At 61.9% G+C, this 12,264-nt stretch carries 13 protein-coding genes, 2 pseudogenes and 1 other annotated feature; all 15 genes and pseudogenes read right to left on the bottom strand.

Annotated elements, in window-relative coordinates; translation table 11 throughout:
• Positions 1 to 37: 37 nt before the first annotated feature.
• The 15 genes and pseudogenes from ACNH6H_RS15500 to ACNH6H_RS15430 all read right to left on the bottom strand — a co-directional run bounded on the left by ACNH6H_RS15500 (position 38) and on the right by ACNH6H_RS15430 (position 11,452).
• A complete protein-coding gene (locus ACNH6H_RS15500) occupies positions 38 to 526 on the bottom strand; it encodes a hypothetical protein (protein WP_418318889.1) in 489 nt (162 codons plus the stop codon).
• Positions 527 to 803: 277 nt separating this feature from the next.
• On the bottom strand, positions 804 to 1,376 hold the full coding sequence (locus tag ACNH6H_RS15495) for a GNAT family N-acetyltransferase (RefSeq protein ID WP_418318887.1): 573 nt from the start codon (positions 1,374 to 1,376) through the stop codon (positions 804 to 806).
• A 23-nt stretch (positions 1,377 to 1,399) separates the two neighbouring features.
• Positions 1,400 to 1,855 carry a GNAT family N-acetyltransferase gene (locus ACNH6H_RS15490; RefSeq protein WP_418318885.1) on the bottom strand — a complete coding sequence of 152 codons (456 nt, stop codon included), beginning with the start codon at positions 1,853 to 1,855 and terminating at the stop codon, positions 1,400 to 1,402.
• A 76-nt stretch (positions 1,856 to 1,931) separates the two neighbouring features.
• Complete coding sequence (locus ACNH6H_RS15485) at positions 1,932 to 2,399, bottom strand: hypothetical protein (protein WP_418318884.1); 468 nt, start codon at positions 2,397 to 2,399, stop codon at positions 1,932 to 1,934.
• Between the two features lie 90 nt (positions 2,400 to 2,489).
• A complete protein-coding gene (locus tag ACNH6H_RS15480; protein ID WP_418318883.1) occupies positions 2,490 to 2,957 on the bottom strand; it encodes a nuclear transport factor 2 family protein in 468 nt (155 codons plus the stop codon).
• Positions 2,958 to 3,095: 138 nt separating this feature from the next.
• A complete protein-coding gene (locus ACNH6H_RS15475) occupies positions 3,096 to 3,581 on the bottom strand; it encodes an ASCH domain-containing protein (protein WP_418318882.1) in 486 nt (161 codons plus the stop codon).
• A 141-nt stretch (positions 3,582 to 3,722) separates the two neighbouring features.
• The gene (locus ACNH6H_RS15470; RefSeq protein WP_418321343.1) at positions 3,723 to 4,058 is read right to left on the bottom strand and encodes a GFA family protein; all 336 of its coding nucleotides are present in this window, start codon (positions 4,056 to 4,058) and stop codon (positions 3,723 to 3,725) included.
• Positions 4,059 to 4,560: 502 nt separating this feature from the next.
• Positions 4,561 to 5,061: a GNAT family N-acetyltransferase gene (locus tag ACNH6H_RS15465; RefSeq protein ID WP_418318880.1), complete on the bottom strand. Its 501-nt coding sequence runs from the start codon at positions 5,059 to 5,061 to the stop codon at positions 4,561 to 4,563.
• Between the two features lie 64 nt (positions 5,062 to 5,125).
• Positions 5,126 to 5,707, bottom strand: coding sequence for a class I SAM-dependent methyltransferase (locus tag ACNH6H_RS15460; RefSeq protein WP_418318878.1), 582 nt, complete (start codon positions 5,705 to 5,707; stop codon positions 5,126 to 5,128).
• Positions 5,708 to 5,818: 111 nt separating this feature from the next.
• Positions 5,819 to 6,770, bottom strand: a pseudogene (locus tag ACNH6H_RS15455) (IS3 family transposase); the annotation flags it as partial.
• Positions 6,565 to 6,681, bottom strand: a sequence feature (AL1L pseudoknot). It overlaps the preceding pseudogene by 117 nt.
• Before the next feature lie 206 nt (positions 6,771 to 6,976).
• Positions 6,977 to 7,795 (bottom strand): IS21-like element helper ATPase IstB, encoded by an 819-nt coding sequence (istB, locus tag ACNH6H_RS15450; RefSeq protein WP_418317604.1) that lies wholly within the window; start codon positions 7,793 to 7,795, stop codon positions 6,977 to 6,979.
• A complete protein-coding gene (gene istA, locus ACNH6H_RS15445) occupies positions 7,792 to 9,285 on the bottom strand; it encodes an IS21 family transposase (protein WP_418317605.1) in 1,494 nt (497 codons plus the stop codon). The genes istB and istA overlap by 4 nt, the downstream gene beginning before the upstream one ends.
• A gap of 122 nt (positions 9,286 to 9,407) precedes the next feature.
• Positions 9,408 to 9,602, bottom strand: a pseudogene (locus ACNH6H_RS15440) (IS3 family transposase); the annotation flags it as partial.
• Between the two features lie 343 nt (positions 9,603 to 9,945).
• On the bottom strand, positions 9,946 to 10,869 hold the full coding sequence (locus ACNH6H_RS15435; protein WP_418318877.1) for a hypothetical protein: 924 nt from the start codon (positions 10,867 to 10,869) through the stop codon (positions 9,946 to 9,948).
• A 169-nt stretch (positions 10,870 to 11,038) separates the two neighbouring features.
• Positions 11,039 to 11,452 (bottom strand): hypothetical protein, encoded by a 414-nt coding sequence (locus ACNH6H_RS15430; RefSeq protein WP_418318875.1) that lies wholly within the window; start codon positions 11,450 to 11,452, stop codon positions 11,039 to 11,041.
• Positions 11,453 to 12,264: the final 812 nt, after the last annotated feature.

The raw sequence follows: 12,264 nt of genomic DNA, 5'->3' as shown, positions 1-12,264 counted from the left end.
AGCGAAGCGCAGCGCGGCGTCTTGTTTGCGCTGCACGCTACCGGGCAAGTCGGGGCAATCGGGTCAGCAACTGCTTCGGACCCTGATAGCCGTCAAAGATGGCCTGGTGGCCCTGGAGCGACATGTGGTCGTCTCGATCGTAGTAGCTCGACACCCAGGCGAGCAAGGTGTCGAGCTGGGTGTCCTGTTCTGCCTTCGATCTGTACTTGTGCCGCTCCCACGGCCGCGCGCGACAGTTGGCCAGGCAGGTCTCCCTGCCCGGGTGCAGAAACAGCAGATGCGGCTGATAGTCAAGAACGGCTTCGATCAGCCGGCCGTAACAGCCCTCGATGACCCACTCCGGGTGCTCTGCACAGAACTCGTGCAGATCTCGCATTACCGATTCGTGGGGACGTGGCACCGCCACCGCATCGCGCGCCCAGAAGATGGTGTCGAGGTCGAGGACGGCGATCCGGGCCGCACCCGAAATGGCGGTCGCCAGCGTCGACTTCCCCGAGCCCGCGTTACCGATGATGGCCGTGCGCATGGTCCGAAGTCGACGTTTTTGCCAGCTCAAGCGTTGCGCTCACTCTGCAGCAGTTTCTCGAAACAAACGCTGGTCGGATCACCGGCGTATGGACCGAAGGGTTCGATTCGTGCATAGCCCTGCGCCCGAGCTCAGCGAGCACCGTTCTGGCAAGGCCTTGCAGGTGTGCCGCCCTGGTGACGCCCTGCGGATCGACTTCGACAATTCCTGGCTGTGACACTGCTGCACCTTGCAACGCGAGGCGATTCTCGAACTTTCCCGCATGCCGTTCAAGACATCACGCCTCGGCGTCCGGCCGGGTGTCGCTGCGCAGCCGGCCATATAGTGCGGTGTCATGGCGAACCCCGTCTGCGGACGGCCAGGTCTCGCGGAGCCTGCCTTCGAGCCGATACCCGTTTGCTTCGAGCGCTCGCCGCATCGGCAAGTTGTCGAATCGGGTGGTCGCTTCGATCCGGTGAAGCGACGGGTAGTCGCGAAAAAGCGTGTCCGTGAGCCAGCAGACCGTGTGCCGGCCGACTCCGCGACCACGCGATTCTTCGGCAACGCGCAGATCGAACCGAACGCTGCCATCCGCCACGTCGTCGAGATCGAGCAGGCGGATGACACCGATTCTCTTGCCATGCTGGCTGATCCAGAAGCTTCGCACCTGATCAGGCGGGCCCAGCGGCACGCTCGCTGCCGCAGCAAGATCAAGCCTTGGCAGCGTGTGGAAGGGCCAGGCATGAGCAGCCAGGAACGAGGCGACGTCGGCTGATCCGGTCGCGACATCGATCTCGGAAAAGTTCAAGTCACTCGGATGCATGAAAGCTCCCCCGCCGGGGCCGGTTCCGGTGGGCTTGACGAGGTTCAACTGGCTCTCCGCATGCACGATGGTCAGCCCGCACTCGCATCAAGCTGCAGTTCCATCACGACTTCGCCTTCGTCCACTGCACCGGTCGGACGGAAGCCAAGCGACAGGTACAACGGTTCGGGGCCGCCGTCTGCCGGCACGTAGGAGAGGGCCAGCTTCTTGAACCCCTTGCTGCGCACGTGCTCGATGACGAGCAGCATCGCCGCCCTGCCAATGCCCTTGTGCTGATGCTTCGCATCCACCATGAAGCGCCAGACCCCGACCTCCGGCTTGTCTGGCAGCGGCTCACGCAGCGATTCGTCGGACAGCATGACGAATCCCACCGGCTGCTCATCGAGGTAGATCGCCCTGTACCAGGCCTCCGGCGCAAAAAGCGCCTGCGCCAACGACACCGCATTCGGTGCGACAAAGCGGTTCTGGTATTCGGTGACCGCGAGTCCGGTCACCGCCCGTACCGTGTCTGCGGTGATCTCTCTCAAGGCGACGCGGTCTGCAATGCCTGTCATGGGCGGCCTGACTTTCGGGCTGGGCGGGCGCAAGAATAACCTGCCGCAGCTACACGCGCCTGAAAAGAACCAGCACAGAGAGCGACAGCGAAAGCAGTACCAGCCCGAGTTCGCTCGGGCCGAGCAGGAACATTGCCCCGCTCACGGGCGCCGCAAAGCCACCGATCTGTTTGGCAGGGACCTTGCCGAGTGGCCAAGCGAACACAAGAAGCGCAACGGGCCCGAAGACCGCAAGGTACCGTGCGACGTCTCGCCGAAGCACGGCAGCAAATCCGACGTCATCGGCTTGTGCGCGCACGGCCGCCAACTCGGCCTCTGCGCTTCGGGTTCGCGCGTCCATCTCTTCGCGCGAAATCGCTGCACGTGACTCGAGAGGCGCGGCGCCGCCGCCGATGACCACCATCTGCGGCGTGAACAAGACCGGGACAGCCGCACCAAGCAAAGCGAACAACAGTGCCGCGAAGCCCAGGAGAAGCGCACGGATCGGTGGCAATTGGCGATGAACGAAGTTCGACATCAGGGGGGCGCGCCGGCAAACAACAACGGATTCACACCTCCATCGACCAGGAGGGAAGTCCTTGCAGAGCGGTTAGGCGGCACATTGAACTTACCGCGAAGCAGGCGGAGCGATGACGTTCGCGTGCCTGGCGACCAAGCGCCATGCGCCGCCTTCCTGGTGCCATATGTGGCTGAAGCGGCGCTCCGCGGTCTGGCCCGTCATGGGCGCTGCGCCAGTGGCCTGAATCGTCTCCCCACCCATGACGACGGCGATGTCGCCATGGACCCGGACCAACTCGATCCGCCGCTCAAACCGGGAATAGTGAATCAAGCCTTGGCGCATGCGATTCAGCACAGCGTTCCGGTCAGGTGAAACTTGGTTGGCTGGCGTATTGACTGCAAACCGCTCTGACCACAACTGCACGAGAGCAGCAGTGTCACGATTCAAGACAGCATCACGCTCTCGTTCTTCCAATTCCCGGATCGCGGCCTCGTCGGAATTCGACATGAGGGGCGGCGCGGTAGTGCAGCCCAGGGTAAGCGATGCAAGCAAGGTAATGAATGCCGCGCGATTCATGGACCACCTATGAGGTACCAGGAAGAACTCAGGATACAGCAGCGCGCCGAAGTCGAGGCGGAAGCGTCACGATGACGACTTGGTGCCGCTTCACGTTGGAGTCAACCGGGGCAACGGAGTGTTTCGGTTGACGACTGGTCAGGTCGAATTCTCACCAGGACGAGGGTATATAACCGCAAACCTCTCGCAGACAACAGGTACGGTGATGTTGAAATCACGACCGAGGCGCTCGCATTCGCGACCGAAGAACGCCCTGTGGGCCCGTTGCCAGTAAGCGAGCGAGCCATCCCCCTCACCTTCCGTTGCTGCGAAGTCTGCGTCGACCTCGGAAAACGGCACGATCTGGATGTCCCGGGTCTCGATGATGCAGACAGGCTCTCCGGAAAACAGGGTGACGATACTGAGATCACCGGCCTTCGGGACTGCCTTGCCTGCCGACTCGTAGGCCCATGCAAGGGCCGCGGTCGCCCGTTTCCTGCCCGCCAGAACCAACCCAGCGAGCTCGTCCGCGCTCGGTGCGTTGTCATCGAAGTGGAAGGCCTCGTTGAAGCGGTCAACAGGATCGTGCCCGATCGTGGAGACAAATTCACGCCAGAACGGCTGAATTGCCGGCGGGACAGTCACGGTGCGCGCCTTGAGCGGCTTGAGGTGTGAGCCCAGCGGCCCACGCCGGCAGGCGGCTGGGCCAGAACGAACGGACGCCCGGCCCATATGCCGGCGCGGGTCCGCCTCAGCGCGTGGTCAGGCGTCAATGCGAAGCTGCCGTCATGGCGATTGGGGAAACTGTGGAATTCCCGGGTCGAAGCATGTCCACTGCGTCGCTCTCGATGTCCATATATCGAGCATTGGCCGAAACGTGGAAGTGTCATCCAGCGTGGGAAACCGGATGGAAGTGAAATCAGGATTCGACTCGCCCCTGGTGAACAACGGGCTGCCGCAAGAACCGCAGAAGCTCCGGATCGTTGCTTGACCGCTACTGCCACTTACAGAGTATGTACTTGGCGCATGACTCGTCTTCAAGTCTGCGGTCCGAACCACGATGCCAGATGCGAAAGGTGCGCCACTTGCCCTTTGGCAGTCTCGGCAGTGGCAATTGAGCATAGCGACCGGCTCGCTGATGCAGGTGTAGCGGACCGATCCGCAGGCGCATCCGCCCGATATTGGAGTGAGCATCTTGAGCTGTCTAATCTTGACGCCGAACGTTCGACATGAGCGGAGTGTAGAAGCAGGCAAGCCTGCTGGAACGCGTCCGCCAGATGGAAAGGTCAGGCCGCGGATTCCGATTGTTCACGCCAGGCGTGGCGACGACACGAATCCGACGTGCAATGGAATGTCGCCCGCGGTGCTATGCCCAGACGTGCCGGAACGCAATGTATGCCGCGAAGCCAACGATCAAGCAGAACGCGATCCACCAGACGACCCTTTGTCGCTTTGTCTTGGGAGTGGAGAAGCCAGAACCGAACATTTTTCGAGGGCTAGCCGCCGCAGAGAAATCATTGCTCAGCAATCTGCTCGACTAGTGCTCGCTAAGCGGGCGCCAACGGCTTTGACCGGTAAGGCGCAGGATAACCGACACAAGCCCGTACGCTCCGCTTGAGACGGGTTAGGCCACGCCGCCGAACGCGGCGTGGTACTTGACCAGCCCATGAGGATGCGACGAACCGAACTCGAGGGCCATGAAGTATTCAGCAGGCGGACCTGGGTACTTGAGGTCGTGCTCGTGGATAAAGCCGAAGCGCTTGTAGTAGGCGGGGTCACCAAGGACAACGCATCCCGAGGCTCCTTGGCCACGAAGCTCTTCAAGTGCGGCATGCACGAGCTTCGAGCCAATGCCCCTACCTTGATAGCTCGGTTCGACGGAGATGGGTCCGAGTCCGAACCAGCCGCTTGTGTTGTCGGAGATGGATACAGCCGAGACGGCCACATGACCCACCAGGGTACCCTCATGGTCAGCTACCAGGGAGATTGCCAACGCATGAGAGGCGCGAAGCCCCTCCACAATGCCCGGCTCAGAGCCGTCTGAGTACGGCACGCCCGCGAAAGCTCGAGCAGTGAGCGCACGGATGGCGGACAAATCGGCAGCTGATTCGGGACGGATGAGCACGCAGGGAGTGAGATGCCAGCCGGGGCCAGATGGCATTCCGTTGGCGCTCCGCTTGAGCGAGGGGTTAGGCATCAACGCGACGGAGCACAACTTCCCAGAGCGCCTTCTGCTGGACGTACTTTCGCGATACAAGGTGCTCCTTGGAAAGCACATGCCACCCGGCCTCAAACAGGCAATCTACGCTTGCCTCATCAAAGAAACGTTTAGGCTGGCCGTCTACCAAATAGTAGTTGCGCTCGATGACTGGATGCCCGGTCGCGCCGAAGTTCTTGTCCTCGGTCGAGTTGAGTCGGCACAGGAATACGCCGTTGGGCCGAAGAGTGCGTCGGATTCTCTCTACCAGACCAACGGTCTCTGACCATGGAAAGTAGTGCAGGGTCAGGCTGGCGACCACTGCACCAGCCCCACCTTCAGCAACAGGAAATGGTTCGCGAACGTCTCTGCACTCGACAATTGCAGTGGGGACGCGCCGCTTGGTAGCCGCTGCAGCTGCGGCGGATAGGTCGATGGCAGTAACAGCCAAGCCAGCGGCGTTCAACGTAGCGGTGTCGTCACCGCTGCCGCAGCCAATTTCAAGCACCGGGGCCGTGCGGCTGGATTCTTGTACCAGCGGAAGCCAGCGCTTGAGCCAGGGATCGGGGAGCATGCGGATTGCGACGCCTAACGTTTGAGCAAAGCGGGAGACGACGGCTTGCGCCCTGGCCCGCGCGAAGGATAATGAACCGCCCCGGGTTCCGTGGAGGCCGGTTGGTTTAAGTCAGGCATCCTCCGTAGCGGCCTGACCGGCGAGTTGGCGATAGTAGTTTGCCTCGGCCTCAGCCGGCGGGATGTAGCCGATCGGTCCGAGCAACCGGTGATGGTTGAACCACGACACCCATTCCAGCGTTGCCAGTTCGACCGATTCGCGGGTTGGCCAGGATCTGCGATGGATCACCTCTGCCTTGTACAGCCCGTTGACTGTCTCGGCCAGTGCGTTGTCATAGCTGTCGCCCTTGCTGCCCACCGACGGCTCGATGCCAGCTTCGGCCAAGCGCTCGGTGTACCGAATCGACACGTATTGCGACCCGCGGTCCGAGTGCTGACGCGCCAGCCTACGATGCGTCGGGCGTAAACATCGATCACGAAGGCCACGTACAGCCAGCCCTGCCAGGTGGAGACGTACGTGAAATCGGACACCCAGAGCTGATTCGGCGTGTCGGCCCGAAACTGTCGATTGACCCGGTCCAGCGGGCACGGCGCCTTCGTGTCGCTGATCGTGGTGCGGATCACCTTGCCTCGGCGCACGCCCTGAACACCCAGGCGTCGCATCAGGCGCTCTGTCGTACAACGGGCGATCCTCAGCCCTTCGCGGTTCATCTGCTTCCACACCTTGTCAGCGCCGTAGACGCGCATGTTGGCCTGCCAAACACGCTCGATTTGCGGCACAAGGGCCTCGTCCCGCTTGGCACGGGCACAGCGCAGATGTGGATTGCGTTGATGAGCAGCGTGGCGCCAGTAGCCAGACGGGGCGATCTGCAGCACTTTGCAGATCGACTCGACCCCGAAGGTCTGTCGATGCTCGTCGACGAATCTCTTCACGACTTCAGTCGGCGGTCGAGCTCCGCCTGGGCGAAAAACGCGCTGGCCAGCTTCAATATCTCATTGGCCTTGCGCAGTTCCTTGTTCTCCCGCTCGAGCGCCGTCATCCGCTCGCGTTCGGTTGACGTCACCCTGGCCGGCGTCAACTATCCTGACCGCTCGACGACAACTATCTTGGCCGGTGGAACGTGGGCGTAGTTGTCGTTGATCGGTGCCTTGGTTTTGGTTTTGTTGATCTCCTTCGTCGTCGAGCGGTGGGCAAGTCACGGACCCCGCAGGGGCTGTCCACAGGCTTGTCCTGTGGGCAGGTGACTTGTCCACCGCGGCTTCCCCGCGCTCAGGTTGCGTGGTCGGTCGCTGTAGTTGTCGTCGGTCTCGCGTTGGTCCTTCTCCCGCTGGGCTGTGCCGCGTGCGCCGCCCGTCGGCGATAGCTCTCCACATTCATTTCCAAGATCGTCGAGTGATGCACGAGCCGGTCGACTGCGGCCAGGGTCATCGCCGGGTCGACGAACACGTCGCTCCACTGCGAGAACGGCGTGTTGGCGGTGATCGCAAGGCTCTTGCGTTCGTATCGCTCGGCGATCAACTCGAACAGCACCGAGGTCTCGGCCTGATCGCGACGAACGTAGCTCAGATCGTCCAGGATCAGCAGGTCGAAGCGGTCGAGCCTGGCCAGTTCCTGCGGCAGCCGCAGGTCGCGCCGGGCCGCCTGCAGGCGCTGTACAAGGTCACTGCACCGGGTGAACAGCACCCGGCGCCCGGCATCGACGAGTGCGTGACCGAGCCCGCTCACCAGATGGCTCTTGCCGACGCCCGGCGGGCCGAACAGCAGCACATTGGCGCCGCGGTCGATCCACTCATGACCTTCGGCCAACGCCATCACCTGAGCCTTGGAGACGCTCGGTACCGCCGCGAAGTCGAAGCTCGACAATCGCTTGTCCGGCGTCAGGCAGGATTCGGCGCGGTGGCGGTCGATGCGGCGGAACTCGCGCTCGGCGATCTCATGCTCCATCAGCGCTTCCAGCAGCCGATGTCCGGGCCAGCCCTCACGGTCGGACTGCGCGCACAGGTCGTCGGCCAGTCGCTTGATCGTGGGCAGTCGCAGTTCGGTGAGCATCAGCGCCAGGCGCCCGGATGGCAGCGTCGTCGCACTCATGGCGACACCTCGATCAGTACGTCGTAGTCCTGCAGCGGCGGCAACTGCACCGACACCGCCGGCAATTCGACGATGGGCGGTTTCAGTAGCGCGCTCAGCGCATTCAGATCGGGCAATTGGTCGAGCTCGATCAGCTGCTCAAGTTCCTCGGCGAGTTGTGCCTCATGGCCGTCGGCGGCCAACGAGAGCAGGCCCACGATCGTCTTGCAGGCTTCGCGCTCTGCAAGTGCTGCTGACAGGCGTTCCCAGGTGCGGCGGTAGATGTCGCGGGGGAATACCGCATCGCGCAGCACCCAGCGGGCGAAGGCGCCGGGCTTGCGCCTGAGCGCGGCCACCAGGTGCCTATAGTCGATGTTGCGCGGGTGCCGCTGGCCGTCGCGGTGGGTCGCGCGGCTGCGCTCGAGCACGCATTGGCCGCCCAGCCAGCACTCGATGTGCTGCGCATACTGGCGAACCGTCAGGCGGTGTCCGATCAGTTGGCTTGGCGCGCTGTACTGCACGCCCTTGACGGTGAAGATGGCGTATTTGCTGACCCGCGCCGGGAACTCCTCGTACTCAGCCGTGCGGCGCGCCGGCAGCGGCCGTAGCATGGTCCGCTCGACGGCCAGCCGGGTGACGGCGCGGGCATTGAATCGCTGCACGATGGTCTCGACGAAGGCCTCGTAGTCGGCGCGCTCGTCGAAGCGACGGGTACCGCGCAACCGCAACGCCTGGTCGAGCGCGGTCTTGAGCGAATCGTGTCGCGACTCGATGGAGCCGTTCTCATGCGACTGGCTCGGATTGCAGCGGCTCGCGCGCATGCCGTAGTGCTGGCACAGACCCTCGTACCGGCGGGTCAGCTCCTGCGCCTCGGCCAGGTTGTTGAACGCCGCCGACAGGCTGTCGGTGCGATGCTCCTCCGGCACCCCGCCCAGCCGCCACAGCGCGGCCTGTAGTCCGCCGGACAACGCGGCGAAGCTCTCGCCTTCAGTGAGAACGACGGCGTGCCGCCATCCCGAATGCGCGAGCGCGAACTGGTACAGCCGGTGATCGAAAGCGACCCCGTCGATCTTCACCTGCAGGTCGTCGGCGACGGTGAAGTCGGACAGTCCCAGTCTGCCTGGCGGATGCTCCTGGGCGAAGTAAACGTCGCGTTCGGCGCCATGCACGGCGCGCCACTGGCGGACGCGGCGCTGCAGCGTACGAAGCACGGCACCTCCGTACTGGCCAGGATGCCGGCGCTGCAGTTCCTCCAGCAGCGTCACGGCGTTGAGTTGCGCGTCCGCCCGCAGCAGCGGGACGACTTCAGCCTCCCACACCTCGGCCAGTGGATCCGATCGGGTCCGCCAGCTCCTGGCTGGCCGTTGCGAAGGCAGTTGACCGGCATCTTCGATGCGTCGCGCACTGCGTTCGCTGATTCCCGCCTTGGCGGCGGCCGCCACCTGCGGGAGTTTGTTGCGATGTTGTTTGTACTTGAGCACTTGGTGGTCCGTGATTCTCTTGCCGGGCATTTCCGGGGTCTCGACGTGTTCGATGACCCCACGGTAAGCCCCGCGTCCCGGACCTGCCGGCTTCGGCCTCAACCGGCCAAGATAGTTGTCGTCAGCCGGCCAAGATCATTGTCGCCAACCATCACCCCCTCGCGAATGCCGGAATCGATCTGGTCGCGCTTGACCCATTCATGCAGCGTCTGCGGCACGCAGCCGATCTTCGGCGCGATGGACTCGACGGCTGCCCACAGCGACGGGTACTCCCCTCGGTGCTCCTGCACCAAGCGCACCGCGCGATCGCGCACCTCGGGTGAAAACTTGTTCGACTTCTTGCTCATGGCTCAATCCTCTCAGAGAAAAGAGCCTCCTCAAAACCCGGGGCGGTTCAAAGCGACATGAACGCTGAGAGGACGGCTCCTTGGATGTACTCACCGCTGTATGGAGTTTGCGGAAGGAAGAAGTACTTGCCAACGAACGAACCAGCCAAGCCAAGGAAATAAAAGCCGCCAACGCTAAGTGCGAGCCCGACCATCAGCCAAACACGGTTCGAGGACAGGTGAAGCATCAAGCGCAACCTAACGTCCGAGTTAACCGGAGCAGTGGGGTATGGCGGCATTTGGGCCAGAATGAAATGGAGGCCCAAACGGCGGCAGGCCCCACTGCTTCCGGTTGAACGATTGGTTAGGCATCTTCGCGCACAGAGCCGATAAGAAAATCCCTATCTGCGAAGTCCATCTGGTCGTTCAGGGTACACAAGTAGTCGTAGTAGGCGGCGGTACCGGTCCGCAATGGAATCTGCTCACGCCAGTCATTCCCGTTCAGCGCAACCGCATAGACACCCAAGATTTCACGCTTCGTGGCTGAGCTCGAGATATACGTCAAGGCCAAGCTGTCAAGGGCCGCCCCGCGTTCAATCGCATGAGCTTTCGCCTCTGAGCGAACGTAATAGTGAGCGCGTGAAATTCCCGCAACGTACTGGCGAAGGAGCGGATTAAGATCCACCTCTCGACCCAATGATTTCAACTCTTGAAGTATTGACGACTTGAACTTTGCATTTTCCGCAAGCAGTTCCGGACGAGTTATTGGTCTGAGGCACTTTGTATCTATCAACTCCGGAAACTTTCCGATCATGTGCGTGGAGTATGAAACCGAATGAATCGGAAACCCAGAATGTTGAGCATGATTCCGGATCGCCTCTAATACTCTGTATCCCACGTGGCTGTCGTACTGCTCCCTTAAAATTTCGATAGAGCGTATAGCCCGCGGATCGTCTGCTCCAAATACTTGGTTGGCTACCTGTGGCAACTGGTCTATATAACCCCGCGCCGTACTTAGTACATTATTCAATACTCGATTCAAGTCACGCCTCACCAACATTTGGTGATTCCCGTCGATGTACCCGACTCGTTCAAACTGAAGAAGTCTCGCTACGAGCAACTCTTCAAACCTGAGGAAGTTCGTTACGAGTGAGTCGAACCGCTCCTCAATCAGAAGAACGCTCAATAGCTCCTTCCAGTCCTTTTTTGCCACCTCGAAGGACTCCATTGATATCTCGAGCGCTTCGGGCGCTCCTATAACGTTCGAGGTCACAACGAAGCGTTGCATTCAAGATGCCTAACGTTCGAGCTAAGCGGGCGACAACGGCGGGACGCCGGGCCCGGGCTGCGGAAAATGTAGTGCGCCGCGGCCCAGTGGCCTGCCGTTGGCGCTCCGCTTGAGCGAAGGGTTAGGCGTCACTTTCGGCACGTGCGCGCGACTTGATTCGCATAAAGCACTACTTCTTGCGCCACCGAAGCAAAGTTGGAATCGCACGGACATCAAGCAAGAGCCACTCAGACTTGGTCTTTGGTCCGCCTTCAGGTATGACCACTGGATCATTGGCTGCGAGGCGATTCGCTCCAGCGGTGCCAGGACTTAGCCAAGCGATCAGTGCGTAGGCGATGATTCCGGCGGGTAGGCCGACGACAAACGCGATGATCATCTCATCAGACTTCTTTGCATTGCCAGGGTAGAGGTTTTCGCCAAGCCACATCAAGGCTACCAGCCAGGCCATTGCTCCGAAGACCAAAGGCATCCAGCGCGAAGTCTTTTCCCATCGATCTGTCCGCCAGTCAGAGGCTCGCATGCAGAGCATCCAAGTTGCGCCGAACATTGCTAGGAAATTGAGGCAGAGGGCGATTTGCTTCATCGGCGGTGGGAGCGGAGCATTTGTGACGCCTAACGTCTGAATTGACCGGCGCCCCGCTCCGCATCGCCGAAGCGAGGCAGCCTTGCCGGCGTCCGGTTGAATGACGGGTTGGGCTGGTGGACGAACTCGGCGACCTTGCCGAACCGCCGATGCCAAACGGGAACAGACAGCGCCGGAGCACCGACGACGGCGTGATGGTTGTGAATTCGCGACCGCCGGCAAGCAGAGGAAGCGGCTTTGCCGCAGCCATCGACCAGGCGCACCACACCCAGCCGCGGCGAACCGCCGAAGCTGCCAGTTGATCCAGACCGTGACAAATGCGCAGACATGCGTTTGGACGAAATTCTCAGCGGCTTTCGACGGCGGCCCAACGTTTGAGGTAAGCGGCGGCCAACGGCGCCGCCGAATTGGCCGGAGTGATTGTGCGAAGCCCGCAGTTGGCTGTCCGCTTGACCGAAGTGTTGGGCACGCGGAGAAACTGGACGGACGCCGGCATCCCACGCTGCCAAGCGAATACTGAAGGCGCCGGAGCACCGACGATCGCGTGATGGTGGCGAATTCGAGGCCGACCGCGCACAAAGAAAGCAGCGTCGCCGCAGCGCACGGCCTGGTGAGCTGCATGCAGCCTCGGCGAACCGCCGAAGCCACCAGTTGCTCCCGACCGTGACAAATGCTCAAGCATGCGTTTGAACGAATTTCTCAGCGGTTTTCGACGGCGGCCCAACGTTCGAGCTAAGCGGGCGACAGCGGCAGGACACCGCTGGCCCAGAATGAAATGTAGGCCAGCGGTGGCATGCCGTTGGCGCTCCGCT

This window comes from Pseudideonella sakaiensis, assembly GCF_048320135.1.
In the GTDB taxonomy this organism is placed as follows: Bacteria; Pseudomonadota; Gammaproteobacteria; order Burkholderiales; family Burkholderiaceae_C; genus Ideonella_A; species Ideonella_A sakaiensis_A.
Note: the sequence above shows the minus strand (reverse complement) of the source record. Positions and strands in the feature narration are given on the sequence as shown.

Bases quoted from the DNA above. Each gene is read 5' to 3' on its own strand.
- ACNH6H_RS15500 (WP_418318889.1), bottom strand. From the start codon at position 526: ATGCGCACGGCCATCATCGGTAACGCGGGCTCGGGGAAGTCGACGCTG.
- ACNH6H_RS15485 (WP_418318884.1), bottom strand. From the start codon at position 2,399: ATGTCGAACTTCGTTCATCGCCAATTGCCACCGATCCGTGCGCTTCTC.
- ACNH6H_RS15480 (WP_418318883.1), bottom strand. From the start codon at position 2,957: ATGAATCGCGCGGCATTCATTACCTTGCTTGCATCGCTTACCCTGGGC.
- ACNH6H_RS15470 (WP_418321343.1), bottom strand. From the start codon at position 4,058: ATGCTCAATTGCCACTGCCGAGACTGCCAAAGGGCAAGTGGCGCACCT.
- ACNH6H_RS15460 (WP_418318878.1), bottom strand. From the start codon at position 5,707: ATGCTCCCCGATCCCTGGCTCAAGCGCTGGCTTCCGCTGGTACAAGAA.
- istB (WP_418317604.1), bottom strand. From the start codon at position 7,795: ATGAGTGCGACGACGCTGCCATCCGGGCGCCTGGCGCTGATGCTCACC.
- istA (WP_418317605.1), bottom strand. From the start codon at position 9,285: ATGCCCGGCAAGAGAATCACGGACCACCAAGTGCTCAAGTACAAACAA.
- ACNH6H_RS15435 (WP_418318877.1), bottom strand. From the start codon at position 10,869: ATGCAACGCTTCGTTGTGACCTCGAACGTTATAGGAGCGCCCGAAGCG.
- ACNH6H_RS15430 (WP_418318875.1), bottom strand. From the start codon at position 11,452: ATGAAGCAAATCGCCCTCTGCCTCAATTTCCTAGCAATGTTCGGCGCA.